At 68.0% G+C, this 25,376-nt stretch carries 28 protein-coding genes and 1 pseudogene; 16 read left to right on the top strand and 13 right to left on the bottom strand.

Annotated features, from left to right (window positions below):
- Positions 1 to 113: 113 nt before the first annotated feature.
- Positions 114 to 347 (bottom strand): hypothetical protein, encoded by a 234-nt coding sequence (locus G3A50_RS14785; RefSeq protein ID WP_163075981.1) that lies wholly within the window; start codon positions 345 to 347, stop codon positions 114 to 116.
- A gap of 163 nt (positions 348 to 510) precedes the next feature.
- Between G3A50_RS14785 and G3A50_RS14780 the strand changes: the two genes are divergently transcribed.
- Complete coding sequence (locus G3A50_RS14780) at positions 511 to 798, top strand: hypothetical protein (protein ID WP_246251727.1); 288 nt, start codon at positions 511 to 513, stop codon at positions 796 to 798.
- Positions 799 to 1,038: 240 nt separating this feature from the next.
- On the opposite strand, the gene G3A50_RS14775 is transcribed toward G3A50_RS14780, so the two are convergent.
- Complete coding sequence (locus G3A50_RS14775; RefSeq protein WP_163075980.1) at positions 1,039 to 2,169, bottom strand: site-2 protease family protein; 1,131 nt, start codon at positions 2,167 to 2,169, stop codon at positions 1,039 to 1,041.
- A 154-nt stretch (positions 2,170 to 2,323) separates the two neighbouring features.
- Here G3A50_RS14775 and G3A50_RS14770 point away from each other — a divergent pair, with 154 nt between their 5' ends.
- Positions 2,324 to 2,821 (top strand): pyridoxamine 5'-phosphate oxidase family protein, encoded by a 498-nt coding sequence (locus G3A50_RS14770; RefSeq protein WP_163075979.1) that lies wholly within the window; start codon positions 2,324 to 2,326, stop codon positions 2,819 to 2,821.
- A 116-nt stretch (positions 2,822 to 2,937) separates the two neighbouring features.
- Here the strand turns inward: G3A50_RS14770 and G3A50_RS14765 are convergent, their stop codons facing one another.
- From G3A50_RS14765 to G3A50_RS14745, 5 genes are all read right to left on the bottom strand, one after another.
- Positions 2,938 to 4,167 (bottom strand): argininosuccinate synthase, encoded by a 1,230-nt coding sequence (locus tag G3A50_RS14765; protein ID WP_163075978.1) that lies wholly within the window; start codon positions 4,165 to 4,167, stop codon positions 2,938 to 2,940.
- 112 nt (positions 4,168 to 4,279) lie between these two features.
- Positions 4,280 to 4,801, bottom strand: a complete 522-nt coding sequence (locus G3A50_RS14760; protein WP_163075977.1) for a hypothetical protein — start codon at positions 4,799 to 4,801, stop codon at positions 4,280 to 4,282.
- Between the two features lie 5 nt (positions 4,802 to 4,806).
- Complete coding sequence (locus G3A50_RS14755; protein WP_163075976.1) at positions 4,807 to 5,196, bottom strand: VOC family protein; 390 nt, start codon at positions 5,194 to 5,196, stop codon at positions 4,807 to 4,809.
- Positions 5,197 to 5,237: 41 nt separating this feature from the next.
- Complete coding sequence (gene rlmN / locus G3A50_RS14750) at positions 5,238 to 6,476, bottom strand: dual-specificity RNA methyltransferase RlmN (RefSeq protein ID WP_163075975.1); 1,239 nt, start codon at positions 6,474 to 6,476, stop codon at positions 5,238 to 5,240.
- Positions 6,477 to 6,561: 85 nt separating this feature from the next.
- Positions 6,562 to 7,353: a GyrI-like domain-containing protein gene (locus tag G3A50_RS14745; protein WP_163075974.1), complete on the bottom strand. Its 792-nt coding sequence runs from the start codon at positions 7,351 to 7,353 to the stop codon at positions 6,562 to 6,564.
- Between the two features lie 190 nt (positions 7,354 to 7,543).
- On the opposite strand from G3A50_RS14745, the gene dapF reads away from it, so the two are divergent.
- The 5 genes and pseudogenes from dapF to G3A50_RS14720 all read left to right on the top strand — a co-directional run bounded on the left by dapF (position 7,544) and on the right by G3A50_RS14720 (position 11,836).
- On the top strand, positions 7,544 to 8,425 hold the full coding sequence (dapF, locus tag G3A50_RS14740; RefSeq protein WP_163075973.1) for a diaminopimelate epimerase: 882 nt from the start codon (positions 7,544 to 7,546) through the stop codon (positions 8,423 to 8,425).
- Positions 8,426 to 8,429: 4 nt separating this feature from the next.
- A complete protein-coding gene (mtaB, locus tag G3A50_RS14735) occupies positions 8,430 to 9,704 on the top strand; it encodes a tRNA (N(6)-L-threonylcarbamoyladenosine(37)-C(2))-methylthiotransferase MtaB (RefSeq protein WP_163075972.1) in 1,275 nt (424 codons plus the stop codon).
- Positions 9,705 to 9,745: 41 nt separating this feature from the next.
- Positions 9,746 to 10,666 (top strand): annotated as a pseudogene (ftsY, locus tag G3A50_RS14730) (signal recognition particle-docking protein FtsY); the annotation flags it as partial.
- An 87-nt stretch (positions 10,667 to 10,753) separates the two neighbouring features.
- Entirely contained in the window at positions 10,754 to 11,089 is a 336-nt protein-coding gene (locus G3A50_RS14725; protein WP_163075970.1) for a hypothetical protein, read from the top strand.
- 147 nt (positions 11,090 to 11,236) lie between these two features.
- Positions 11,237 to 11,836, top strand: coding sequence for a septation protein A (locus G3A50_RS14720; RefSeq protein WP_163075969.1), 600 nt, complete (start codon positions 11,237 to 11,239; stop codon positions 11,834 to 11,836).
- A gap of 117 nt (positions 11,837 to 11,953) precedes the next feature.
- On the opposite strand, the gene G3A50_RS14715 is transcribed toward G3A50_RS14720, so the two are convergent.
- Entirely contained in the window at positions 11,954 to 13,000 is a 1,047-nt protein-coding gene (locus G3A50_RS14715; protein WP_163075968.1) for an NADP(H)-dependent aldo-keto reductase, read from the bottom strand.
- Between the two features lie 144 nt (positions 13,001 to 13,144).
- Positions 13,145 to 13,780 carry an arylesterase gene (locus tag G3A50_RS14710; protein ID WP_343037816.1) on the bottom strand — a complete coding sequence of 212 codons (636 nt, stop codon included), beginning with the start codon at positions 13,778 to 13,780 and terminating at the stop codon, positions 13,145 to 13,147.
- Positions 13,781 to 13,895: 115 nt separating this feature from the next.
- On the opposite strand from G3A50_RS14710, the gene G3A50_RS14705 reads away from it, so the two are divergent.
- The 3 genes from G3A50_RS14705 to G3A50_RS14695 all read left to right on the top strand — a co-directional run bounded on the left by G3A50_RS14705 (position 13,896) and on the right by G3A50_RS14695 (position 18,172).
- Positions 13,896 to 14,630: an ABC transporter ATP-binding protein gene (locus G3A50_RS14705; protein WP_163075966.1), complete on the top strand. Its 735-nt coding sequence runs from the start codon at positions 13,896 to 13,898 to the stop codon at positions 14,628 to 14,630.
- On the top strand, positions 14,627 to 17,227 hold the full coding sequence (locus G3A50_RS14700) for an ABC transporter permease (protein ID WP_163075965.1): 2,601 nt from the start codon (positions 14,627 to 14,629) through the stop codon (positions 17,225 to 17,227). The genes G3A50_RS14705 and G3A50_RS14700 overlap by 4 nt, the downstream gene beginning before the upstream one ends.
- Before the next feature lie 162 nt (positions 17,228 to 17,389).
- A complete protein-coding gene (locus tag G3A50_RS14695) occupies positions 17,390 to 18,172 on the top strand; it encodes a Bax inhibitor-1/YccA family protein (RefSeq protein ID WP_163075964.1) in 783 nt (260 codons plus the stop codon).
- Between the two features lie 69 nt (positions 18,173 to 18,241).
- Here G3A50_RS14695 and G3A50_RS14690 read toward each other — a convergent pair whose 3' ends face one another.
- Positions 18,242 to 18,508: a hypothetical protein gene (locus G3A50_RS14690; RefSeq protein ID WP_163075963.1), complete on the bottom strand. Its 267-nt coding sequence runs from the start codon at positions 18,506 to 18,508 to the stop codon at positions 18,242 to 18,244.
- A gap of 160 nt (positions 18,509 to 18,668) precedes the next feature.
- On the opposite strand from G3A50_RS14690, the gene G3A50_RS14685 reads away from it, so the two are divergent.
- Entirely contained in the window at positions 18,669 to 20,114 is a 1,446-nt protein-coding gene (locus tag G3A50_RS14685; RefSeq protein WP_163075962.1) for an NAD-dependent succinate-semialdehyde dehydrogenase, read from the top strand.
- Between the two features lie 47 nt (positions 20,115 to 20,161).
- Here G3A50_RS14685 and G3A50_RS14680 read toward each other — a convergent pair whose 3' ends face one another.
- Positions 20,162 to 20,797, bottom strand: a complete 636-nt coding sequence (locus G3A50_RS14680) for an NrsF family protein (protein WP_163075961.1) — start codon at positions 20,795 to 20,797, stop codon at positions 20,162 to 20,164.
- Positions 20,784 to 21,350: a sigma-70 family RNA polymerase sigma factor gene (locus G3A50_RS14675; protein ID WP_163075960.1), complete on the bottom strand. Its 567-nt coding sequence runs from the start codon at positions 21,348 to 21,350 to the stop codon at positions 20,784 to 20,786. The genes G3A50_RS14680 and G3A50_RS14675 overlap by 14 nt, the downstream gene beginning before the upstream one ends.
- 213 nt (positions 21,351 to 21,563) lie before the next feature.
- Here G3A50_RS14675 and G3A50_RS14670 point away from each other — a divergent pair, with 213 nt between their 5' ends.
- The 5 genes from G3A50_RS14670 (at position 21,564) to G3A50_RS14650 (ending at position 24,492) form a co-directional block, all read left to right on the top strand.
- A complete protein-coding gene (locus tag G3A50_RS14670; RefSeq protein ID WP_163075959.1) occupies positions 21,564 to 21,833 on the top strand; it encodes a BufA1 family periplasmic bufferin-type metallophore in 270 nt (89 codons plus the stop codon).
- Positions 21,834 to 21,881: 48 nt separating this feature from the next.
- Positions 21,882 to 22,163: a BufA1 family periplasmic bufferin-type metallophore gene (locus G3A50_RS14665; RefSeq protein WP_163075958.1), complete on the top strand. Its 282-nt coding sequence runs from the start codon at positions 21,882 to 21,884 to the stop codon at positions 22,161 to 22,163.
- Positions 22,164 to 22,279: 116 nt separating this feature from the next.
- On the top strand, positions 22,280 to 23,167 hold the full coding sequence (bufB, locus tag G3A50_RS14660; RefSeq protein ID WP_163075957.1) for an MNIO family bufferin maturase: 888 nt from the start codon (positions 22,280 to 22,282) through the stop codon (positions 23,165 to 23,167).
- 12 nt (positions 23,168 to 23,179) lie between these two features.
- On the top strand, positions 23,180 to 23,980 hold the full coding sequence (locus G3A50_RS14655) for an HvfC/BufC N-terminal domain-containing protein (RefSeq protein ID WP_163075956.1): 801 nt from the start codon (positions 23,180 to 23,182) through the stop codon (positions 23,978 to 23,980).
- A complete protein-coding gene (locus tag G3A50_RS14650) occupies positions 23,977 to 24,492 on the top strand; it encodes a DoxX family protein (RefSeq protein ID WP_163075955.1) in 516 nt (171 codons plus the stop codon). Before G3A50_RS14655 ends, G3A50_RS14650 begins: the two co-directional genes overlap by 4 nt.
- A gap of 39 nt (positions 24,493 to 24,531) precedes the next feature.
- Here G3A50_RS14650 and G3A50_RS14645 read toward each other — a convergent pair whose 3' ends face one another.
- Entirely contained in the window at positions 24,532 to 25,308 is a 777-nt protein-coding gene (locus tag G3A50_RS14645; RefSeq protein ID WP_163075954.1) for a maleate cis-trans isomerase family protein, read from the bottom strand.
- Between the last annotated feature and the right edge of the window lie 68 nt (positions 25,309 to 25,376).

Below are 25,376 nucleotides of genomic sequence, written 5' to 3'. Positions count from 1 at the left end.
GACCCGAAGCCTTTCCGGGTCCGCGTTGAATTTTGCGGCGCACTATACCCAGAACGCCCGCCAAGGCAATCAAAACGCCCGCGGCGACCGCCTTAAGGCCTCAAGACCTTGATTCAATGCGCCTGCCGAAGCTCCCAGAGGCGTCGAATCTGCGCCATCTTCAGCACCTCGCCCTCGGCGGTGCGCACCCATGCCACCTCGCGGCCGGCGGGGGCCTGGGTCATGGCGAAGGCGACGGCGTCGTCGAGGGTTCCGAACTCGAAGCTCTCGGGCCAGGTGTCGGGAGCGTCGACGGTGTGGGATGGCGGCCAGTATTGCAGCCGCACGGCGGTGTTTTCCGCGTTCATATGCGCTTCCTCCTCGCAAACGGGTTCGCAAGTTCACGCACGCGCCCGCGCGCAGGCGCGGCGAACCCTGATAACGCGGCCGGTTGCGAAAGGTTCCGCCGCGCACGAAAGAAATCTGTCGCGCCCCCGAAAGCCTTGAAGCCGCTCGCGCGAGGACCAATTCTTGAAGGCGACACCGGTAAACGAGGGACGACGAATGATCATGAACGAAGGCCGCGAGCCGATTGATCCCGCCGACTATTCGGAGAAGGAAGTCGACGAGACGATCGAGGATACCTTCCCCGCCAGCGACCCGCCGAGCTTCAGCGGCGTGACCGGTGACGAGCCCCCGCCGCCCAAACGGCCGGATGAACCCACCGAAAGCGAAATCGACGACACGCTCGAAGACAGCTTCCCGGCCAGCGACCCGCCGTCCTACAGCGGCATCACCGGCGTGCGGGAAGCCGAATAGGCGCACCGTCGGGAAGGCCACGGCCGGTCTTCTTGTCACCCTCTCCCCCTGCGAGGCGAGGATCGCCGAGCCTCGGAGGTGAGGGTGTCGATGCCCTGCCGGGTTCGACTCCGGCGCGCTCCGTGAGCGGGCGACGCCGTGAACGGAAGGCGTCCCGCTGTTCGTCTCGACGTGTTTTCTTCACGCCAACCTTCCTCGCGCCAGCCGACACCCGCGTCGGTTGGGAACGCTCTAGCGGCCCTACGGCGATGTCGGCCCCGCCGGGCCGCGCCGGGCCCAGGGCCCGAAGCGCGCGTCGGGGCGCGCGGCGCGCAGCATCATCATCTCGCCGACATTCTCCGGCGACAGCAGGCCAACCAGCTTGCCGCTTCCATCCAGCACGCCGACCACGGGTACGCGCTTCTCGGTCAGCAGCCGCAACGCCGCATCGAGCGGCGTGCGGGACTGGACGGTGGGCACCTCGCCCTGCATCGCCTCGATGACGGAGGACGCCGGTCCGCTTTTCTGCAGCGCGTGGATCATCGCGTCGCGGGTTAGCACGCCGCGCAGATGCCCCGCGCCGTCGACGATGGGGAATTCCTTCTGCGTGGTGCGGATCAGCGCCTCGGCGGCATCGCCCACGCTCGATTGCGGGCCCAGCGTCTCGAACTGCGTGATCATGGCGTCCTGAACCAGCAGCCCCTGCGCCGCCTGCTTCATCTGCACCGAGCCGGCCTCCCCGCTTGCGGCGAGGAACACGAACACCGCGATGATGATCAGCATCGGGTTGCCGAAGATCCCCAGCAGCCCGAGGGCGATGGCCAGCGCCTGCCCGATCGAGGCCGCGATCTGGGTCGCCTGGGCGTGGCCCATGGTCATGGCCAGCAGCGCCCGCAGCACCCGCCCGCCATCCATGGGAAAGGCCGGGATCAGGTTGAACACCACGAGGAAGATGTTGGCCGCGGCGAGCTTGGCGAGCAGGCTGGTCTGCGGGTTCTCGATATTGGCGATGTGCTCGATGCCGACATGCCCGCCCAGAAACACCAGCAGCACCAGGGCGATGACGACATTCACCAGCGGGCCGGCAATGGCGACCACGAGTTCCTCGGAGGGCTTTTCGGGAATGCGCTCCAGCCGCGCGATGCCGCCAAAGGGCCACAGCGTCACCTCCGGCGTCTTCACCCCGTAGCGGCGGGCGGCGAAGATGTGGCCGAACTCATGCAGCAGCACACACAGGAACAGCAGCGCCACGAAGGCCACACCCTCCCACGCCGCGCCGGCGCCCCCGCGCTGGTAATAGGCGGCCCAGATCCAGACCAGGAACATCAGGAAGGTGACGTGGATGCGAACCGCCGTGCCGTAGACATGTCCGACGGTGAGCGACCAGGGCATGGCAATCTCCTTGAGGCGACAAGGGGCTACCATAGACCTGCCACTCCGGCATGACAGCGGATTTGCACGTAGCACCGCCCCCCCCCGCGCCGGGAGACTTCGAGGGAACCACGTCCCCCTCCCATGTGTTGCTTCCCTGAGAAGGAGACATCCCATGGACAGCAAGACCACCGAACAGGCCATCGACAAGGTTTGGGACATGATGGACGACATCCGCACCTGCATGCTGGTGTCGAAGCACGGCCTCACCCTGCGCAGCCGGCCCATGCACGCCATGGTCGCGCGGGACGAGGGCTGCGTCTGGTTCCTGTCCGACAAGCGCGGGCACAAGGACGAGGAACTGGAGAGCGACCCGCAATCGGCGCTGATCTTCGCCGACAAGGCGGATCGCAACTACCTCTCCGTTTCCGGCGAGAGCGAGGTCATGCACGACCCGGCCAAGATCGACGAGCTGTGGAACGAGGCGGCCTCCACCTTCTGGCCGCGCGGCAAGAACGACCCGAACATCCAGGTGCTGCGCTTCATCCCCGAAAGCGCGGAATACTGGGACGGACCCTCGAACAGCGTTCTGGTCGCCCTGAAGATGGCCGCCGCCCGCATGCAGGGCCGCACGCCCGACCTTGGCGACAACCGCAAGGTGCCGCTGGACTGACGCCCGCACGGGCACGGAAATTGAGGAAACGCCCTTAACGCCGAAGGGGCGGCCGCTTCACGCGCGCCGCCCCTTCTCTATGGGTCGCCATTGCCTGTTCAGGCCCGCGCCTTCCGTCACTCGCCGATCTGGCGGGCGCGGCTGCCGAGCGTGCGCAGCCGCAGCGCGTTGAGCTTGATGAAGCCGGCGGCGTCGCGGTGGTCATAGGCGACGGCGCCTTCCTCGAAGGTCACGAGGTCCTGATTGTAGAGCGAGTAGGGCGAGGTCCGGCCGATCACGTCGACATTGCCCTTGTAGAGCTTCACCCGCACCTCGCCGGTGACGAATTCCTGGCTCCTGTCGATCAGGGCCTGCAGCATCTCGCGCTCCGGGGAGAACCAGAAGCCGTTATAGATCAGCTCCGCATAGCGGGGCATGATGTCGTCTTTCAGATGCGCCGCGCCGCGGTCGAGGGTGATGCTCTCGATGCCGCGATGGGCCTTCAGCAGGATGGTGCCGCCGGGGGTCTCGTAGACGCCGCGCGACTTCATGCCGACAAAGCGGTTTTCCACCAGGTCGAGCCGGCCGATGCCGTTGTCCTTGCCCAGTTCGTTGAGCCGGGTGAGCAGGCTCGCCGGGGAGAGCGCCTCGCCGTCGATCGAGACGGCATCGCCCTTCTCGAATCCGACCGTGATGATGGTCGCCTTGTCCGGCGCATCTTCCGGCGCGATGGTGCGCTGATAGACGAATTCCGGCGCCTCGATCGCCGGGTCTTCCAGCACCTTGCCCTCGGAGGACGAGTGCAGGAGGTTGGCGTCGACCGAGAACGGGGCTTCGCCGCGCTTGTCCTTGGCAATCGGGATCTGATGGCTCTCGGCGAAGGCGATCAGCTGCTCGCGCGAGCGCAGGTCCCATTCGCGCCACGGCGCGATGATCTTGATGTCCGGCTCCAGCGCGTAATAGCTGAGCTCGAAGCGAACCTGGTCGTTACCCTTGCCGGTGGCGCCGTGGGACACCGCGTCGGCGCCGACCTTGCGCGCGATCTCGATCTGCTTCTTGGAGATCAGCGGGCGGGCGATCGAGGTGCCGAGCAGGTACAGCCCTTCATACAGGGCGTTGGCGCGGAACATCGGGAACACGTAGTCGCGCACGAATTCCTCGCGCACGTCCTCGATGAAGATGTGTTCCGGCTTGATGCCGAGCAGATCGGCCTTCTTGCGCGCCGGCTCCAGCTCCTCGCCCTGCCCGAGGTCGGCGGTGAAGGTCACCACCTCGCAGCCGTAGGTGGTCTGCAGCCATTTGAGGATCACCGAAGTGTCGAGACCGCCCGAATAGGCAAGTACCACCCGCTTGACGTCGCTAGCCATGATCAGTTCCGCACGAGAAAAGGGCCGAAGCCCCGAGTTGGTGCCTGAAAGCGCGCGGACTATAGGCATGGCGCGCGCGCGTGCAAGCCCGCTGAGCCCGGCCCGCCACGGGCTACGGGGCCGGCGGCGTGTCTATCGGCGCGGCAGGGGCCGGCGCCGGGGCGGCGTAGGCCTCCGGGCGCGGCGCACCGAGCGGCTTCCAGAAGCCCGCATTCCAGCCTGCCACCAGCCAATAGGCCAGACCGCCGGCAAGCCCCGCCCCGAGCACATAGAGCGTGCCGTCGTCGAAGGGCACCGGGGTGTCGGGATAGGGCGAGAACAGCGCCGCCGCCGCCAGCGCCGACACCGCGCCATTGGCGGCATGGAACATCCAGGAGCGGATGGCGAACATCTCCGCGAACAGGATGCCGATGGCGGCGATCACCCACATCGCCAGCATCACCGCCATCAGCGCGAAGCTCGCCGCCGCCAGCGCGTCGAACAGCGCCACCGCCTGCACATCGACCACCCCGGCCAGAAGATCACCGATCCGCCAGTAGCCGATCATGATCACCGCCATGCTCGCCATCATGCCGAAGACGACGCCGAGCGGGACCAGCAGGACGCGAAGGAGAAGACGGAGCAGGTTGTCCATTGCACTCATGCCGGCGTGTGACAGACGGCTTCGATATTGTGCCCGTCAGGGTCGAGCACGAAGGCGCCGTAATAATTGGGGTGATAGTGCAGGCGCAGCCCCGGCGGCCCATTGTCCCGCCCGCCCGCCTTCATGGCGGCGGCGTAGAAGGCATCGACGCTCGCCCGGTCCGGCGCGGCGAAGCACACATGAACGCGCCCGCCGGTCAACGCGCCGCCCGAGTTGATCCAGAACTCCGGCTTGCCCTGGCTGCCGAAGCCCGCATGGGCGTCGGCGCCGGTCTCCTCGGCACTGACTTCCATCGCCACGCCGATGCCGAGTGGCGCCAGCGCGGCGACGTAGAACGCCCGCGAACGCGCGAAATCGGCGACGGGAAAACCGATATGGTCCAGCATGGCACTCTCCCTGGCCGGGCCTTCCGCCCGGTTACGCGCGTCTACTCGGCCGCTGCCGCCATGGCCCGCAGGGCGAGGCGCTCGCGTGCGCTGAGCTTCTCGGTCTCGCTCTTGAGCTGGCCGCAGGCGGCCAGAATGTCACGCCCGCGCGGCGTACGCACGGGGCTGGAATAGCCGGCACGGAAAACGATGTCGGAGAACGCCTCGATCGTCTCCCAGTCCGAGCACTCATATTTGGTGCCCGGCCACGGGTTGAACGGGATCAGGTTGATCTTTGCCGGAATGCCCGCGAGCAGCCGCACCAGCGCCTTGGCGTCGGCGGGGCTGTCGTTCACGCCCTTGAGCATCACATATTCGAACGTGATGCGCTTGGCGTTTGAAGCGGGGGGATAGGTGCGGCAGGCCTCAAGCAGCACCTTCAGCGGGTACTTCTTGTTGATCGGCACCAGTTCGTTGCGCAGTTCGTCGCGCACGGCGTGGAGCGAGATCGCCAGCATCGGCCCGACCTCGCGGCCGAGCTTCTCGATCTCCGGCACCACCCCGGAGGTGGAAACCGTAATGCGGCGCTTGCCGATGCCCAGCCCTTCGCCATCGGCCAGGATGTCGATCGACCCGGCCACCGAGTCATAGGCATAAAGCGGCTCGCCCATGCCCATGAACACGATGTTGGTCACCAGCCGCTCGCCCTCGGTGGGCAGGCCCGGACCCGTCGCGCGCTCGCGGCCGGGATAGTCCCCCAGCCGGTCGCGCGCCACCATCACCTGGGCGACGATCTCGGCGGCGGTGAGGTTGCGCACCAGACGCTGGGTGCCGGTGTGGCAGAACGAGCAGTTGAGCGTGCAGCCGACCTGCGAGGAGACGCACAGCGTGCCGCGGTCGCTCTCGGGGATGTAGACCATCTCGACATCGTGCGGCTTGTCGCCCGCGATATCGGGCGGCAGGCGCAGCAGCCATTTGCGGGTGCCGTCATTCGACACCTGTTCGACCACGACCTCCGGCCGCGCGAGGGTGAACGCCGCGCCGAGCTTCTCGCGCAGGCCCTTGCCGACATTGGTCATCTCGTCGAACGACAGCGCCCCGCGCAGGTAGATCCAGTGCCAGAGCTGGGTCACGCGCATGCGCTGCTCGCGCTCGCTCACGCCGATCTCGGCGAGCGCGGCGGCAAGGCCGGCACGGTCCAGCCCCGCGAGGGAGCGGCGCGTGTCCTTGGCAATGGTGGCGGCGGCAACGGTGACGCCTGCCCCGGCGGCGGTGGCCGCAGTGGTATCGATCAGGTTCATGGCTTTATCGAAGATGTGCGTTTCGCCGCCTCATAGCACAGAGCGCGGCGCGAGGCGAATGCACGCGCCGCCCCGCGTCCGCGCCTCACTTCAGCGGCACCCAGATGTCGATGACCAGATCGTCCTGCGGCGTGGTGCGCGGGTCGGAACGGTATTCCTCGATATAGAGGTCCTGCGCCTCAAGGTCCTTGGCGTCGAGCAGGTTGGAAATCTGCTCGTAGGTCGGGTCCATCGCGTCATACGGCCCGCGATGGGTGAAGCGCATCGCCTTGCCGGCGGGCGAGGCGGAGAACGCGAAGCCCTCCTTCGGCTTCTCGGTCGTGGCGCCGGTGAACGGCACCTCGGCCTCGAACTGGAACCCGCCATCATCGGTCGAGGTGTAGAGGATGAACGGCGCCCCTGTCGGCGTCAGCTTCAGCCGGGCCAGCTCGGCGTCGATCTCCGTCACGGCGCTGACGATGGACTGGAAGCCCTGGTCCCAGTTGCTGTAGCCCTGCTTCATCAGCACCGGCACCGGCTGCATCACGGCCGCATCGCCGAAACCGTCCGGCCGCTTGAGCGGATCGCCGCCGGGCGGCACCGCCTGCGTTTCCACCGCCTTCGGGTCGACGACCGGCGGGGCCACCATGTTGTCGTCGTCCATCGGCGGCTCGGCAGCGGCGGCAGGCGGCTCGCCGTCGGGCATCTCGCCCGAGGGCCCCTCGCTGGACGGCGCATCCGAAGCGGGAGCGTCCGCCGCGGGCGCGTCCACCGCAGGAGGCTGGGCCGACGCATCGGGCGTCTGCGCACGCGCGGCGGGCAGACCCGCCAGCACCAGCGCGCAGGCCAGCGCGAGCCGGGCCGGAAGAAGGCGGGGAAGCAAAAGCACAGTCGACATCAGATCACCGCAGGGAGCACACAGGCAGGCCCCTTCTAGCACCGCGCGCGGCGGGCCGCGACGCTCACAAGCCCCCGGGCGGCCCTGCTCGCGTGATCGTGCCCGGCGCGCATCAGTCATTGGCTCTGGCCATTGTCGGGCGCTTGGCCATATAAGGACGGAAAGCTCTCCACCGCGATCGCGAAGCACCATGGCAGCGCTGGAAAATCGATCCTTCGTCAAGATGAACGGCCTCGGCAACGAGATCGTCGTGCTGGACCTGCGCGACGCTCCCCTGCCCGTGCCGCCGGCGGAGGCGCGCGCGCTGGCCCGGCCGGACGTGCTGCCCTTCGACCAGATCATGGCGCTCTATCCGCCCCGGCAGCCGGATACGGCGGCGTTCGTGCGCATCATCAACGCCGATGGCTCGGAGGCCGGCGCCTGTGGCAACGGCACGCGCTGCATCGCGCTCTACGAGGCGGCCCGCACCGGGCGCCAGCACGTGGTGTTCGAAAGCGTCGCCGGCCGGCTCGACTGCACGGTCGAGCCCGACGGCGTGACCGCCGACATGGGCGTGCCTCATTTCGGCTGGGCGGCCATTCCGCTCGCCGGCCCGGTCGCCGACACCCGCGCGCTGGAACTTCAGGCCGGCCCGTCCGACGCCCCGGTGCTGCGCGCGCCCGCCGTGGTCAATGTCGGCAACCCGCATGCCATCTTCTGGGTGCCCGATGTCGAGGCGATCGACCTCGCCCATTACGGGCCGGAACTCGAACACCATCCCATCTTCCCCGAGCGCGCCAATATCTCGCTCGCCCAGGTGGTCTCGCCCGAGCATATCGTGCTCAAGGTGTGGGAACGCGGCGCCGGGCTCACCCGCGCCTGCGGCTCCGCCGCCTGCGCCGCCGCTGTCTCGGCCGCCCGCCTCGGCCTCACCGGCCGGCGGGTGCGGGTCACGCTGCCCGGCGGCGACCTCATGATCGACTGGCGCGCCAGCGACGACCACATCCTCATGACCGGCCCGGCCGAGCACGAGTTCGACGGCCGCCTGACCGCTGCCATGCTCGGCGACAGCTTCCGCGTCGAAGCGAACTGACGCGATGGCCGTAGACGTCGTGACGTTCGGCTGCCGGCTCAACGCGCTCGATTCCGCGAGCGCCGCCGCACTCGCCGACCGCGCCGGGCTGGAGCACGCCGTGGTGGTGAACACCTGCGCCGTCACGAACGAGGCGGTGAAACAGGCGCGCCAGACCATCCGCCGGCTCAAGCGCGAGGATCCCACCCGGCGCATCGTCGTCACCGGCTGCGCCGCGCAGATCGACCCCGCCGCCTTCACCGCCATGAGCGAGGTCGACCGCGTGCTCGGCAATGCCGAGAAGCTGGACCCGGCGCGCTGGGCCGAGACCCGGCAGGCGCTGGACTTCGGCATCGGCACGCAGGCGCGCGCGATCGTCGGCGACATCATGAATGTGCGCGAGACCGCGCCCCATCTACTCGAAGGCGCGGGCGAGGCGATCGAGGGCCGCACCCGCGCCTTCGTCCAGATCCAGACCGGATGCGATCACCGCTGCACCTTCTGCATCATCCCCTTCGGGCGCGGCAATTCCCGCTCGGTGCCGATGGGCGCGGTGGTGGACCGGGTGCGCCAGCTCGCCGAAGAAGGCTATGGCGAGATCGTCCTCACCGGCGTCGATCTCACCTCCTATGGCGCCGACCTTCCCGGCGCGCCCCGGCTCGGCACGCTGGTGCGCGCGGTGCTCCGCCATTGCCCCACGCTCGGCCGGCTGCGGCTGTCCTCCATCGACGCGGTCGAGGTCGATGACGAGCTGATGGCCGCGATCGGCGAGGAGAAACGGCTGATGCCCCACCTCCACCTCTCGCTTCAGGCCGGCGACGACCTGATCCTCAAGCGCATGAAGCGTCGCCATTCGCGCCGCCAGGCGATCGCATTCTGCGCCGAACTGCGGCGGCGGCGGCCGGACGTGGTGCTGGGCGCCGACATCATCGCCGGCTTCCCGACGGAAACCGAGGCGCATTTCCGCCAGTCGCTCGATCTGGTCGACGCCTGCGGGCTGACGCATCTTCACGTCTTCCCCTACTCCGCCCGCCCGGATACGCCGGCCGCGCGGATGCCGCAGCTTGCCACCGAGGTGGTGCGCGAGCGGGCGAGGCGCCTGCGCGAAAAGGGCGCGAGTGCCCTGCAGCGTCATCTCGCCGCCGAGGTGGGCACCATGCGCCACATTCTCACCGAGCGTGGCGGCATCGGCCGCACGCCCGGCTTCACACCGGTGCGCCTGTCACGACCCCTGCCGCCGGGCACCCTTCTTTCCCTGCGCATCGCCGGTCACGACGGCGCGCGTCTGATCGCGGCCTGACACGTATGAACGACGCCCCCACCAACGACGCCCCCCGCCCCGGTTTCTGGAAGCGCCTGACGCAGGGCCTGACGCGCACCGCGTCCAGCCTTTCCACCGGCATCACGGACCTGTTCACCAAGCGCCGGCTCGACGCCACCACGCTGGACGATCTGGAAGACATCCTCATCCGCGCCGATCTCGGCGTGGAGACGGCAACCCGCATCGCCGAGGCGGTGGGCAAGGGCCGCTACGACAAGACCATCGAGCCCGAGGAGGTGCGCGCCCTCGTCGCCGCCGAGATCGAGACGGTGCTGAAGCCGGTCGCGCATCCCATCGTGTTCGCGGCGGATGTGAAGCCCTTCGTGCTGCTGATGGTCGGCGTCAACGGCTCGGGCAAGACCACCACCATCGGCAAGCTGGCCGCGACCCTCCACGCGCAGGGCAAGAAGGTCGTGCTGGCGGCCGGCGACACCTTCCGCGCCGCCGCAATCGAACAGCTCAAGGTGTGGGCGGACCGGACCGGCGCCTCGGTGGTCTCGCGCGAGCCCGGCGCGGACGCCGCCGGCGTGGCCTTCGACGCGCTGCAGAAGGCGCGCGCGGACGGAGCCGACGTCCTCATCATCGATACCGCCGGGCGATTGCAGAACCGCGCCGAACTGATGGCCGAGCTGGAGAAGATCGTCCGCGTGATCAAGAAGCAGCAGCCCGACGCCCCGCACGCCGTGGTGCTGACGCTGGACGCCACCGTCGGGCAGAACGCGCTGTCCCAGGTCGAAGCGTTCAAGCGCGTGGCCGGCGTTACCGGGCTGGTGATGACAAAGCTCGACGGCACGGCACGCGGCGGTATTCTTGTCGCCATCGCGGCCAGATACGGCCTGCCGGTACATCTCATCGGCGTCGGCGAAGGCGTCGACGACCTCCAGCCCTTCGAAGCCCGCGATTTCGCCCGCGCCATCGTCGGTCTCGAAGACCAGCCCTGAAGACCAGGCCCGGCCTCTTGGAAGCCGGCCCCTGCGAGGTTCTCCAGCCCGTTCATTCCATTACCGGATCGGAAAGGCAGGACATCGATGCAAGGCAACAAGACGCGGCAAGGCGGTAGAACACTGCGCACCGCGGCCGCCGCCGTCGCGTTCTCCACCACCGCGATGCTGGCGAGCCCCCCTGACGCCGCCGCCGCCCAATCGAGGTCGTACGAGGACCACAACTACGCGAAGGATTGCGGCAAGGAGCGTGAGCAGATGATGTCCAGCGCCGCCAACTACGCTTTCAACTGGTGCAAGTCCCGTGGCGGCCTCGACAAGCAGAAGACCGTGCTGTTTTTCGTCATCGACAAGGGAGAAAAACTCCCGAAGTCCTTCAAGACACATTTTTGCCAGGTGAAGGGCGAGATCTACTGCCATTGAATGCCAGCCCCACGCGGCTCTTCGGCGCGGCGTGGGGCCTCATCCTCGACCCCCTGTCCACGATCCAGCCGGATCCCACCCCCGATGAGCCTCCCGCCCGAAGCGGCCCGGCTCGACGACTGAACCTCCCGAAAGGCCGATCCTGCCATGAACGACACGTCCGGCGACACCAAGCTGCGTTCCATGCACCCGGCGATGAAGTTCGCGCTGGAGATGGGACCGCTCGTCGTGTTCTTCATCGCCAACGGGCGGGCGGGAATCTACGCCGCCACCGGCGCCTTCATGGTCGCCACCTTCATCGCCCTGGCGCTGATGTGGATCATCGCCCGCAAGATCGCGGTCATGCCGCTCATTTCGGCGGGCGTCGTGCTGGTGTTCGGCTCGCTGACGCTGTGGCTGCAGGACGACCACTTCATCAAGATGAAGCCGACCATCGTCAACGCGCTGTTCGGCGTGGCGCTGCTCGGCGGGCTGGCGCTGAAAAAGCCGCTGCTGCCCTATGTGCTGGGCGACGTGTTCGAGCTTACCGAGCGCGGCTGGCACGAACTGACCATCCGCTGGGGCGTGTTCTTCATCGTCATGGCGGTGCTGAACGAGATCGTCTGGCGCTCCGTGTCCACCGACACATGGGTCGCGTTCAAGACCTTCGGCTATCTGCCGATGACGCTGATCTTCGCCATGGCACAGGTTCCGCTGATGACGCGGCACGGCGTCGAACCGGAACAGGCGCCCACCGCGAAGGACTGAGCCAGATCGAAGCGGCGGCGGAGGACGGAGCCGAAGCCCCGCCCCCCGATGTCGTGACTGCCCCGTCGCAACGGCGGCATTGCGGCGGCGGTCCGGTGACGCGCCGGCGCCCCGTGCTCAGGGCGCCGGGTTGCCGCGAAGCTGGTGCACGGCGTCGATCTTCGCCTCCAGTTCCGGCGTGAGGGTGACGTCGATGGCGGCGATATCGGTCTTGAGCTGCTCCATCGTCGTCGCACCGATGATCACCGACGCCATGAATTCCCGCGACAGGCAGAAGGCGATCGCCATCTGCGAGGGATCGAGCCCGGCTTCGCGGGCGATAGCGAGATAGTCCGCGATTGCCTCCTCGCAGCCCGGCGTCTCGTAGCGCTGACCACGCTCGAACAGCGCGGTGCGGCTGCCGGCCGGACGGGCGCCGTTCTGGTACTTGCCCGAGAGGTAACCCTGCCCGAGCGGGGAATAGGCCAGCAGGCCCACATCCTCGCGCAGGCTGATCTCGGCAAGCCCGGTCTCATAGGTCCGGTTCAGCAGGTTGTAGGCGTTCTGCACCGAGGCGATGCGGGGGGCGCCGGTGCGCTCGGCCTCCATGAGGAAACGCATCGTGCCCCACGGGCTCTCGTTGGAGAGGCCGATATGGCGCACCTTGCCTTCCTTCACCAGCTCGGCGAAGGCGTCGAGCGTCTCGGCGATCGGGGTCTCCTCGCCCTCGGCGGAGACCCAGCGCGACGGGCTGGAGCCGAACTGCGCGATGGGCCGACCCGGCCAGTGCAGCTGGTAGAGGTCGATATAATCGGTCTGAAGCCGATGCAGGCTGCCCTCGATCGCCTCGCGGATCTGGCGGCGGTCCGGGCGCGCGGGCGAGCCGTCCTTGCGGAACCAGGTCATCGTCGAGAGTCCGACCGCCTTGGTGGCGAGGATCACCTTGTCGCGATTGCCGCGTGCCTTCAGCCAGGTGCCGATGATTCGCTCGGTCGAGCCCTGCGTCTCGGCCTTGGGCGGGATCGAGTAGAGTTCGGCGGTGTCGATGAAGTTGATGCCTTGGTCGAGCGCGTAGTCGAGCTGGGCATGACCCTCGGCCTCGGTGTTCTGCTGGCCATAGGTCATGGTGCCCAGACAAATGGCGCTGACCTCAAGGCCCGTACGGCCCAGCGGGCGATATTGCATGTCGAATGTCCGGAAAATGTCGGGGGGATTGGACGCGAAGTGTATCCCCCCGGCCCCGTGCCTCGCAACCCACCGAAAGGGAAACTGGGCAAAGCGCGCGGCCTCAGCCGGCCAGCACCTTGAGCGACCGGAGCCCCGTCCCGTTCAGCCCTGCTTGCCGGCTTGAAGCGTGGCGAGCCACGCCTCCACCACCGGCAGCATGCGCGCGACGATCTCCTTCACGCCCTCCCCCGTGGGGTGGACCGAGTCGGCCTGGTTGAGCCCGGCCTGCCCGGCGACACCGTCGAGGAAGAACGGGTAGAGCGGCACGTCATATTGCCTGGCAAGCCGGGGATAGATCGGGTTGAAGCGCTCCGCATAGTCCCGGCCCAGATTGGGCGGCGCCACCATGCCCGCCAGCAGCACCGGTATGCCGCGCTCCTTCAGCCGCGCCAGCATGCCGGAAAGCGACGTCTCGGTGATGGACGGGTCGATGCCGCGCAGCGCGTCATTGGCGCCAAGTTCGAGGATCACCCCGTCGGTGCCCTCCGGTATCGACCAGTCGATGCGGGCAAGGCCGGCACTCGAAGTGTCGCCCGACACGCCGGCATTCTCGATCACGACATCGTGCCCCTTCGCCTTCAGCGCGGCCTGCAGCTGGGCGGGGAAGGCCTGATTCGCCGGCAGCCCGTAGCCCGCCGTCAGGCTGTCGCCGAACGCCACCAGCCGCAGCGGCGCGGCGTGCGCGGCCCCCGGCGCGATCAATCCGGCGAGAGCGAGGGTGGCAAACAGGCCCAACACGGCCCCGCGCACCTTTCGGACAGGATGCAGCGCACCATATGCTGCCGGACCGCCCGCATTCCTGACGCAGGGTCGCCGCAGGCTGAAAAACGCACCGACGAACGCAAAGGACACCATGCCGTCCAGCTCCCAATCCACTTCCGCCACCGCCGCCCCGGCCATCTGCCTCGACAAGGTTGAACTCTCCCTCGGCGCGGGCGCCGCGCGGGTTCACATCCTCAAGGGTGTGTCGCTCAATATAGGTCAGGGTGAGGCGGTCGGCCTCGTGGGCCCGTCCGGATCGGGAAAATCGAGCCTGCTCATGGTGCTCGCCGGGCTGGAACAGGCCAATGCCGGCACCGTGGCGGTCGCCGGGGAAATGCTGACCGGGCTGGACGAAGACGCCCTGGCGCGTTTTCGCGGCCGCAATGTCGGCATCGTGTTTCAGGCCTTCCACCTCATCCCGACCATGACCGCGGTGGAGAACGTCGCCGTCCCGCTGGAACTGGCCGGGCGCGCTGACGCGTTCGAGCGCGCGGCGGCGGAACTGGCTGCGGTCGGCCTCGGCCACCGGCTCGATCATTACCCGGCCCAGCTTTCCGGCGGCGAGCAGCAGCGCGTGGCGGTGGCGCGGGCCCTGGCGCCCGAGCCGCGCATTCTCGTCGCCGACGAGCCGACCGGCAATCTCGACGAGGACACGGGCAGGCAGATCATGGACCTGCTCTTCGCCGCCCAGGCCCGGCGCGGTGCGACGCTGGTGATCGTCACCCACGATCCCACGCTTGCCAGCCGCTGCAACCGCACCGTCCGGCTGCGCTCCGGCGAGATCGTAAGCGAAGAACTGTTGGCCCAGGCAGGAACGCCGGCATGAGCCTCACCAGCCTTGGCGCCACGGCCGGCGCCGCGCACCCCGCGCCGCTCGCCCTGACCACCCGCTTCTCCATCGCCCTGCGTTTCGCGCTGCGCGAACTGCGCGGGGGCCTGCGCGGCTTCGGCGTGTTCCTGGCCTGCCTTGCCCTCGGCGTGGCGGCGATCGCCGGGGTGGGCTCGTTCTCGCGCTCGCTCACCGACGGGCTGTCGCGCGAGGGCACCTCGCTGCTCGGGGGCGATGCCGCCTTCACGCTGGTGCAGCGCGAGGCCTCGGCCGACGAGCTGGCGCTCTTGCGCGCCGGCGGGCGGGTGTCCTCGGTGGCGACGCTGCGCGCCATGGCACGCGCCGGCGAGGGCGACGCGCTCGTCTCCTCGCTGGTCGAGGCCAAGGCGGTGGATTCCGCCTATCCCATGGTCGGCACCGTCGAGCTGGATCCGCCCCAGCCGCTACAGCCGGCGCTGGCAGCCCATGACGGCGTGTTCGGCGCCGTCGCCGATCCGATTCTGGCGGAACGGCTGAACATCAAGCCCGGCGACACCTTCCATCTCGGCGAGGCGACGCTGGTTCTGAACGGGCTGATCACGCGCGAGCCGGACATGCTCTCCACCGGCATCGGCTTCGGCCCGCGCCTGATGGTCTCGCTCGACGCGTTGCGCGCCACGGCGCTGCTGCAGCCGGGAAGCCTGGTGCGCTGGCATTACCGCGTGCAGCTCGACCGGCCGGCCGCCCTGACCGATTTCGTCGACGGCGTGCAGCAGGGCGCACCCGAGGCCGGATTCGAGGTCCGCACCCGCGATGCCGCCGCGCCCCGGCTGGAAACCAATGTCCGGCGGTTCACCGAATATCTCACCCTTGTCGGTCTCACCGCGCTGCTGGTCGGCGGGGTTGGCGTCGCCAATGCGGTGAAGAGCCATCTCGACACCAAGCGCGGCGTCATCGCCACGCTGAAAAGCCTGGGCGCGCCCGGCGGCACGGTGTTCTCGATCTATCTGGTCGAGGTCGGGCTCATCGCCGCCGTCGGCATCGCGCTCGGGCTCGCGGTCGGCGCGGCGCTGCCCTTCGCGGTCAACGCAGCCTTCGGCTACCTGCTGCCGGTCCCGATCCAGCCCGGCGTGCAACCCATGGCGCTGGTGCTGGCCACCGCCTATGGCGCGCTGATTGCGCTGGCCTTCGCGCTGTGGCCGCTCGGCCTTGCCCATGACGTGCCGGTCTCGGCACTGTTCCGCGACGACGTGGAAAATGGCCGGCGACGTCCGCGCCGGGCCTATGTGGTGATGACGGTCCTTGCCATCGCCGCGCTGGCGGGCCTCGCGGTCGCGGCCTCCGAGGAGCGCCGGATCGCGGTCTATTATCTTGTCGCGGCGGTGAGCGTGCTGGTCACGCTGCGCCTTGTCGGGCTCGCCATCATGGCGCTCGCCCGCCGGCTGCCGCGTCCGCGCAACACCAGCATGCGGCTGGCGCTGGCCAATATCCACCGCCCGGCGGCGCTCACCCCCACCATCGTGCTCTCGCTCGGCCTCGGCCTGACGCTTCTGGTGACGCTGGCGCTGATCGACCGCAGCCTGACGCGCGAGCTGAGCGCCAGCCTGCCGGCGCAAGCGCCGAGCTTCTTCTTCCTCGACATTCCCAGCACCGATGCCGACCACTTCGCCGCTTACGTGAAGCAGAAGGCACCGGAAGGCGATGTCGAGATCGTGCCGATGCTGCGCGGGCGGCTGATCACGCTGGGCGATCGCCCGGTCGACACCATCACCCCGCCGCCGGAATTCGCCTGGGTGCTTTCGTCCGATCGCGGGGTCACCTATGCGCGCGACGTGCCCGAAGGGTCGTCGATCGTCGACGGCGAATGGTGGGCACCCGATTATTCCGGCCCGCCGCTGGTCTCGTTCGAGAAGGAGATCGCCGATGCGTTCGGGCTCAAGATCGGCGATCCGGTCACCGTCAACGTGCTCGGCCGTACCATCACCGCGAAGATCGCCAATCTGCGCGAGGTGGAATGGGAACGTCTGGCGATCAACTTCGTCATGGTGTTCTCGCCCAACACCTTTGCCGGCGCCCCGCACACCCAGCTTGCCACGCTGACCCTGCCGGGCGGCGGCAGCGAGGCGACCGAGCGGGCGGTGGCCCGCGCCATCGCCGCCGACTTCCCCGCCATCACAGCGGTGCGCGTGAAGGAGGCGCTGACCCAGATCGGCGAGATCGTCGGCAATCTGGTGATGGCGATCCGCGGCGCCAGCCTGGTCACGCTGCTGGCCAGCGTGCTGGTGCTGGCCGGCGCGCTCGCGGCCGGGCAGCACCACCGGGTCTATGACGCGGTGATCCTGAAGACGCTGGGCGCCACGCGGGCCCGCCTCATCGGTGCGTATGCGCTGGAATATGCCGCGCTCGGCCTCGTCACCGCCCTGGTGGCGGTCGGCGCCGGCACCATCGCGGCCTATGTCGTGGTGACGCAGGTGATGAAGCTCGGCTTCGCCTGGTCGAGCGGCGCCGCGCTCGGCGCGGCGGGCGTCGCACTGGTGCTGACCGTGGGCTTCGGACTCATCGGCACCTGGCGCGCGCTCGGCCAGAAGCCTGCCCGCATCCTGCGCAATCTGTAGCCCGCCGTGAGCGGGCGAATGCGCCAGGCGCCGGAAACCTGTCGCAAACTTCACTTGCGAGCGGGCGGGCCGCACCTCATATTCCGGCAGGATACCTTTCGGGGACTATCCGGCATGCTGTCGGAAGCCGCCCGGTCTTGAGTCATTGGGAGAATTTCGTCCATGTCCGACTTCAACCGCAACGTCTCCGTGCCGCGCTTCGGAGCGACGGCGACGCGGACGCAGGCAGAGATCGACCAGGGCCTGCGCGCTTACATGCTGCGCGTCTACAACTACATGACGCTGGGCCTGGCCATCACCGGCGCCGCCGCGCTTGGCATCTACATGCTTGCCGTCTCGGACGTACCGACCTCGGCTGCGCTGGCCCCCGGCCTGTACCTCAACGAATTCGGCGTCGCGCTGTTCTTCAGCCCCCTGCGCTGGGTGGTGATGCTGGCGCCGCTCGCGGCGGTGTTCTTCCTCAGCTTCCGCGTCGACCGCATGAGCGTGGGCGCGGCGCAGGGCGTGTTCTGGCTTTACGCCGCTCTGGTGGGCGTGTCGCTGGCCTCGATCTTCCTCGTCTACACGCATGAGAGCGTGATCCGGGTGTTCTTCATCACCGCGGCGGCGTTCGGTGGCCTCAGCCTTTACGGCTACACCACCTCGCGCAGCCTGTCGGGCATGGGCTCGTTCCTGATGATGGGCCTGATCGGCATCATCATCGCCATGGTGGTGAACATCTTCCTCGGCTCCACCATGCTGCAGTTCGTGATCTCGGTCGCGGGCGTCCTGGTGTTCGCCGGCCTCACCGCCTACGACACCCAGCGCATCAAGGAGATGTACTTCGCCGGTGACGACGACGTCGTCGCGGGCCGTAAGGCGATCATGGGCGCGCTGACGCTCTATCTCGACTTCATCAACCTGTTCCTGATGCTGCTGCAGCTGTTCGGCAACCGCAACAACTGAGCGCGCGTCACCTCCTGACGGTGAAAGCCCCGGCCCGTGCCGGGGCTTTTTTGTTGGCGGGCTCCCGCGCTACCAGCGCAGATTGTCTTCCAGCCAGTAGTTCACCTCGCGAAAGCCCGCGCCACGATAGGGTTTGCGCATCAGCACCACATAGAGGCTGTCCTTGTCGCGCGTGAACGCGCGCAGCCGGAAGAACAGGTCCTCGTCGGTCTCCTCGGTGTTCACCGCATAGGTGGTGGGGCCGAGCTGGCTCCACGACATCTGCCTGATCGCCTCGACCATGGCGGCGGCATTTTCGGCATCTGCGATATCAAAGGTCACCATGAAGACGGACATGAGTGCTCCCGCAAGGCACGTGGGCTGGCGCTACGGAAGCATGCCACGTGCCAATATCGTGGTGTAGGGGCGCCACCGCCCTTGCAACCAACCGGGCATAGCCTCCCGCGCTCCGTTCTGTCAGAACGGCTACCATCAAAGCCACCGGAGGCAACACAAGATGAGCTGGGCTGACTTCAAGCGCGAGGCGAACTTCATTGGCGGGGCCTGGGTCGGCGCCGACAGCGGCGCCACCATCGACGTCACCAATCCCGCGACCGGCGAGATCATCGGCACCGTGCCCGACAGCGGCACCGCCGAGACCGCACGCGCCATTGCCGCGGCGCAGGCCACCTTCGAGACCTTCTCGCGCACCACCGCCGACGAGCGCGCCAAGCTGCTGCGTCGTCTCCACGCCGCGATCATGGACAACCAGCGCGCGCTCGCCGAGCTGCTCACCGTCGAGCAGGGCAAGCCCCTCGCCGAATCCATGGGCGAGGTCGGCATGAGCGCGGCCTATGTGCTGTGGTTCTCGGAAGAGGCGCGCCGGATCTATGGCGATGTCATTCCCTCCCCCTGGGGCGGCCGGCGCATTCTGGTCACCAAGCAGCCCGTGGGCGTTGTCGCGGCGATCACGCCGTGGAACTTCCCCTCCTCCATGCTGGCGCGCAAGATCGGCCCGGCACTGGCGGCGGGCTGCACCTCGGTGGTGAAGCCGGCGACGCAGACCCCCTATTCCGGCCTCGCCTGGGGCGTGCTGTGCGAGCAGGCCGGCTTCCCCGCCGGCGCGGTCAACATCCTCACCGGCTCGGCAACGAAGATCGGCGGCGAGATGACCGCCAACCCGACCGTGCGCAAGATCACCTTCACCGGCTCCACCCCGGTCGGAAAGGTGCTGATGCGCCAGGCCGCCGACACGGTGAAGAAGGTGTCGATGGAGCTGGGCGGCAATGCGCCGTTCCTCATCTTCGACGACGCCGATCTCGACGCCGCGGTCGAGGCCGCCATTGCCTCGAAGTACCGCAATTCAGGCCAGACCTGCGTCTGCGCCAACCGCTTCTATGCCCAGGCCGGCATCTACGACGCCTTCGTCGAGAAGCTCGCCGCCGCCTCGGCCGCGCTCAAGGTCGGCTCCGGCCTCGAGGAGGGCGTGGTGCAGGGCCCCCTCATCGACGACAAGGCGGTTGCCAAGACCGAGAGCTTCATTGCCGACGCCCTCGGCAAGGGCGGACGGGTGGTCACCGGCGGGGGACGCCACGCGCTGGGCGGCCGCTTCTTCCAGCCCACCGTCATCGCCGACGCCACCTCGGACATGGCCTTCGCGCGCGAGGAGATCTTCGGCCCCGTGGCCCCGGTGTTCCGCTTCGACACCGAGGAAGAGGCGGTGCGGCTCGCCAACGCTACCGAGTTCGGCCTCGCCTGCTATTTCTTCACCCGCGATCTCGGCCGCGCCTTCCGCGTCTCGGAAGCGCTGAGCTACGGCCAGGTCGGCGTCAATGCCGGCGTCATCACCACGGAAGTCGCGCCCTTCGGCGGGGTGAAGGAATCCGGCGTCGGCCGCGAGGGCTCGAAATACGGCATCGATGAGTATGTCGACATGAAGTATGTCTGCATCGGCGGCCTGTAAGGCCCGGAGCGGGGCGCGCGCGGCGCGCCCCGTTCATTTCCGCCCGTTCACCAGCGCAGGATGCGCCGGCCGATGAGAAAGCCGGCCAAGGTAACGATGGCGGCGGCGAGCATGTACCACGTCGCCAGGAACAGCGGGCTGTCATCCGGGCAATGCCAGGCATAGAGCGCCGCGCCGATCGCGCTGGCCGCCAGGCCCGCCGCGGCTCCCGCAAGACCGGGATTGTCGGGCGCGCCTTCGCGCAGGGCCATGAGAAACCCGCCCAGCGGCGCCAGCGACAGCACCGGAATGAAGAACAGGCAGAACATCGCGTGCCCGCCCTTCAGGCTCGCCACCCATTCGCCGCGCGGCAACACCATGAGTTCGGCGCCGACCGCCACCAGCAGCACGCCGACCAGCCCCGCCAGCCACAGGCCGCGCCGCCCCAGTTCCGCGCCCGGACGTCCGACGCGGAACACCAGTGCCGAGGCGGCCACGGCAAGCGTCAGCGTGAACAGGATCTTGAACAGCACCCGCGCGGTCTCGATCATGCTGGCCATGTTGGGCCTGAGCCCGACGGACGCCAGGAGCAGGATCGCCGACGCCGCGATGCCGGCAAAAAGCGCGATCGTCAGCATCCGGCCCAGCCGCATCCGCACCGGTGCATCGGCCGCCATCAGGCTGATCAGGTCAGTCGTCTTCACCGCTCTGCCTCCGATAGATTGCCGCCAGTGACTTGAGTGCGCGATGCAGGGCCACGCGCACCGCGCCCTCGCTCATGTGCAGCCGCGTCGCGGTTTCCCGCACGCCCGCGCCTTCCAGCGAGATCGAGCGCACGATATCGCGCTGCGGGTCCTTCAGCTTCTCCAGCATGCGTTCGACATCCACGCGGTCCGAGCCGTCGGTGCGGTCGTCGATGGCCGGCAGCTCCGCAATGTCGTCCACCGTCACCGTGGCCTCGCGCCCGCGCCGGCGCAGGGCGTCAACCAGCTTGTTGCGCACGATGGTCGCCAGCCACGGGCCGATAGGCCGCGCCGGGTCCCACGTCCCGCGCTTCAGATGCACCGCCAGCAGAACTTCCTGCACGATATCCTCCGCCTCGCTCGCCGGCGCGCCATAGGTGGCACAGCGCCGGCGCGCCATGCTGCGCAGGTGAGGCGTCACCGCATGCAGGAAACGATGATAGGCCGCGCTGTCTCCGTCGATCGCGCGACGCATCCAGTCGGCCCATTCCTGCTCGCGAGCTGAACGGCTCACCCGATACATTCCTTTACGTCGCCGCGCGCGATTTTGTTACCGACCGTCATATGAAACCCGCAAACTCTTCATTCGACACGCTTTTTACCCGCCGCCGGAAAAAGCGCACGCACCGCGGCACGAATATCCGTGCCTTCTCTGTAACGTTTCCCGGCCCGGCTGCGTAGCCCGGAAGTCAGACGAATGATCTGACCTTCCAAGGGAGACAGACCCATGAACACCAGCTTCAAAGCCCTCGCCCTCGCCGGCTCGCTCGCTTCCGCGCTCGCCACGGTCGCCATCACTCCCGCCTCCGCCGCCGATGGCAAGGAGAAGTGCTACGGCGTCGCCATGAAGGGCCAGAACGACTGCGCCGCCGGCAAGCATGACTGCGCCGGCAAGTCGATGGTCGACTATGACCCGGCCTCCTTCAAGCTCGTTCCCACCGGTACCTGCGCCCAGATGATGACCCCCAAGGGTCACGGCATGCTGAAGCCGATGTGAGCGTCGTCTCCAGCCCCGTCTGAGAGTAACGCACCACAGGAGCCTTCCATGAAAAGCATACCCGCTGCGGCACTCGCGGCATCCCTGACCGCCGCGCTTTCGCTGGTCGCCCTGCAGCCGGCTTCGGCCGCCGACACCAAGGAAAAGTGCTACGGCGTCGCGCTGAAGGGGCAGAACGATTGCGCGGCCGGGCCCGGCACCACCTGCGCCGGCACCTCCAAGGTCGACTACCAGAAGAATGCCTGGAAGCTCGTCCCCACCGGCACCTGCACCACCATGAAGACCCCCGACGGCATGGGCAGCCTGACCCAGGGCGCCGCTCCGACCTGACGCTGGCCGCGAGGCGGGTGGCGCGGTCCGCGCCGCCTCACCCGCCTCCAGCCCCTCGACATGCCGCGCCTGCCCTGCCTCGCGATTGCCGGGGCGAACCAACCAAGGACACCGCCATGGCCTTTTCAGCGCTTCCCGCCCGTGCCGGCGTCGGCTTCAAGCCGGAGCACTTCGCCGAGATCATCGCCGCCCCTCAGCCGCTGGGTTTCTTCGAGGTGCATGCCGAGAACTACATGGGCGCGGGCGGCCCCCCGCACGCCCAGCTCGGCCGGTTGCGCGAGGACTATGCGCTGTCCATCCATGGCGTCGGCCTGTCCATCGGCTCGATGCAGCCGCTTGATCGCGCCCATCTGGACCGGCTCAAGGGCGTGTGCGAGCGCTATGAGCCGGCAAGCTTCTCCGAGCATCTGGCCTGGTCGAGCCACGACACCGTGTTTCTCAACGACCTGCTGCCGTTGCCCTATACCGACGAGACGCTGAACCGCATCGCCGACCATATTGACGAGGTGCAGACCCACCTCAAACGGCAGATGCTGCTGGAAAATCCCGCGACCTACCTGCTGTTTGAGGAAAGCACGATCGAGGAGACCGACTTCCTGGACGAGCTGTCCGCGCGCACCGGCTGCGGCCTGCTGCTCGACGTCAACAACGTGTTCGTCGCCGCCACCAATCACGGGCTCGACCCGCGCGCCTATCTCGCCCGCTTCCCATTGGAACGGGTGCGCGAGATTCACCTCAGCGGTCATTCCGAGACGGTGGACGATACCGGCGCGCCGCTGCTGATCGATTCCCATGACACCCCGGTCAAGGATCCGGTCTGGGCGCTCTATGAGGAGGTGCTGGCCCGCACCGGGCCGGTGGCGACGCTGATCGAATGGGACAATGACGTGCCGGAATGGCCGATGCTGCGCTCGGAGGCGGTCGCGGCGCAGGCCCTGCTCGCCCGCGCCGAGGCCGATGCCGGCAAGACCCTGCTGCGCCGCGTTGGCCGCCGGGCGGCCTGAAGCGAGCCCCCGATGCCCCAGTACACCTCTCAACCCAACCCGCAGCCTTCCCGGCACGACACCCAGGCCGCCTTCGCCGCGGCTCTGGTCGATCGGGCCATGCCCATGCCTTCCGGCCTCACGGCGTGGACCGGCCCGCCGGCGCGGCGCTTCGGCGTCTATCGCAACAATGTCGCGGCCGGCCTCACCGGTGCGGTGGCGTCGCGCTATCCAGCGGTCGAGAAAGTGGTGGGGTCGGACTTCTTCGGCGCCATGGCCGCGGCCTATGTCAGCGCCCACCCGCCGCGCTCGCCGCTTCTGCTCGATTACGCCGCCGATTTCGGCGACTTCATCGCCGACTTCGAGCCGGCGCGGGAGCTGGCCTATCTGCCGGACCTTGCCCGGCTGGAATCGGCGCGGGCTCGCGCCTATCACGCTGCCGACGTCGCCGCGCTGGAACCGGCGGTTCTGGCCGCCGTTCCCCCCGACAGCCTCGCGCAGGCTCGCCTGACGCCTCATCCCGCCTTCGGGTTGGTGCGCTCGCCCCACCCCGTCGTCACCATCTGGGCGATGAATGCGGGCGAGGCGGCACTGGCGCCGATCGAGGAATGGGTCGGCGAGGACGCCCTCGTCGTGCGTCCCCGGCTCAGCGTGGAAGTCCACCGCCTGCCGCCCGGCGCCGCCGTGCTCCTCGGCTCACTGGTTTCGGGAGCGGCTCTCGGGCCGGCGGCCGAGATGGCGGCGGAAGTGCCCGGTTTTGACCTGTCCCTCGCCCTCGCCATCGCCCTGCGCGCCGGGGCGTTCGCCACCCTCAGCCTCGGAGAACAGCGATGATCGAGCCACCCGTGGCCGCGCCCTCGCCCATCGCGGCGACGTCTCCATCGAGCGCCACCGCACTCACCGGCCCCACCGGCCTCATCGTCCGCCTCATCGCCCTCATCAGCCACATCCCCGATGATGCGATCAGCCTGATCGCCCGGCTGTCGATCGCAGGGGTGTTCTGGCGCTCCGGCCAGACCAAGGTCGAGGGCTGGCACCTCAACGACACCGCGATCTATCTCTTTCAAAACGAATACAAACTTCCGCTCGTCGACCCCGTCATCGCCGCTCATCTGGCAGCTTTCGCGGAGCATCTGTTCCCGGTCCTGCTGGTCCTCGGCCTCGCCAGCCGCTTCGCGGCACTGGCACTGCTGGGCATGACGCTGGTGATCGAAATCTTCGTCTATCCCGACGCCTGGCCCACCCATGGCACGTGGGCCGCGTGCCTGCTCATCATCCTCGCCCGTGGGCCGGGCGTGGTCTCGCTGGACCATTACATCGCCCGGAAATTCGTGCCCGGGCGATGATCGCGGATCCTCTTTAAGCTATTAATTTCAAACGACTTTCTATGCCAAACGGTCATGGAAGAGTTGCCCATAGCCGGGCCGTGCGCCCTTTATGTCCGTGACCTCCAGGCAGTGCCAGAACGAGGCCTGCACGGCCGAGATCACCGGCTTGCCCAGCGCCCTCTCCAGCGCCTCGATGACACCGGAAGAGCGGAAATTGGTGCAGGAAATAAAGATCGCCGTCGCCTCGGGATGGTCGCAGGCCACGACATGGTCGAACACCTGTTCCAGCGGCACCTGTGCCAGCGCCCAGTCCTCGTCAATGCCGAGGTTGCCGCTGTTCAAAACCTTGTGGCCATTGGATTCCAGGAAGTTGATAGCGCGCTGGTGGATCGCATCGACATAAGGTGTCGCGAGTGCCACGGGTCCGGCGTTCACCTTGGCGAGCGCCGCCAGGGAGGCGGTCGACGCCGTGGTCGCCTTCACCCCCGGCGACCAGTTTTCCATGCGTGTGATCAAGGCCTTGTCGTAATCCGTGCCGTAGACGAACGAGGCGCTGGTCCCCCCGAAGCACATCACGTCGATCGGCGCCGACCCGACCAGCCGCGCCGACTGCTCCAGTTCCGGCGCCGTCATCATCGCGTCGATGCCTTCAAGCGTGACCTTTGGCAGGCGCAGCCGCGTCGTGTGGATCGAGAGCCCCGGCGCGGCCATGGCTGCCCATTCGGCGTCCATCACGATGCTTGAGGCAATGTAGATGAGGCCCAGCCGCCCGAGCGTTCCATAGCCGTCATACTGGAAACCCGAACGCGCCGCAGCGCCAGTAGGGAGGCTCATCTCAATAAATCCTCAAATCGTTCATGAATTTTCTTCCAACGTTCGCGCGAGACGCACCAAGGATGGAA

Source organism: Ancylobacter pratisalsi (assembly GCF_010669125.1).
In the GTDB taxonomy this organism is placed as follows: Bacteria; Pseudomonadota; Alphaproteobacteria; order Rhizobiales; family Xanthobacteraceae; genus Ancylobacter; species Ancylobacter pratisalsi.
The sequence above is the reverse complement of the archived record's forward strand: the minus strand, read 5'-3'. Positions and strand labels throughout refer to the sequence as shown.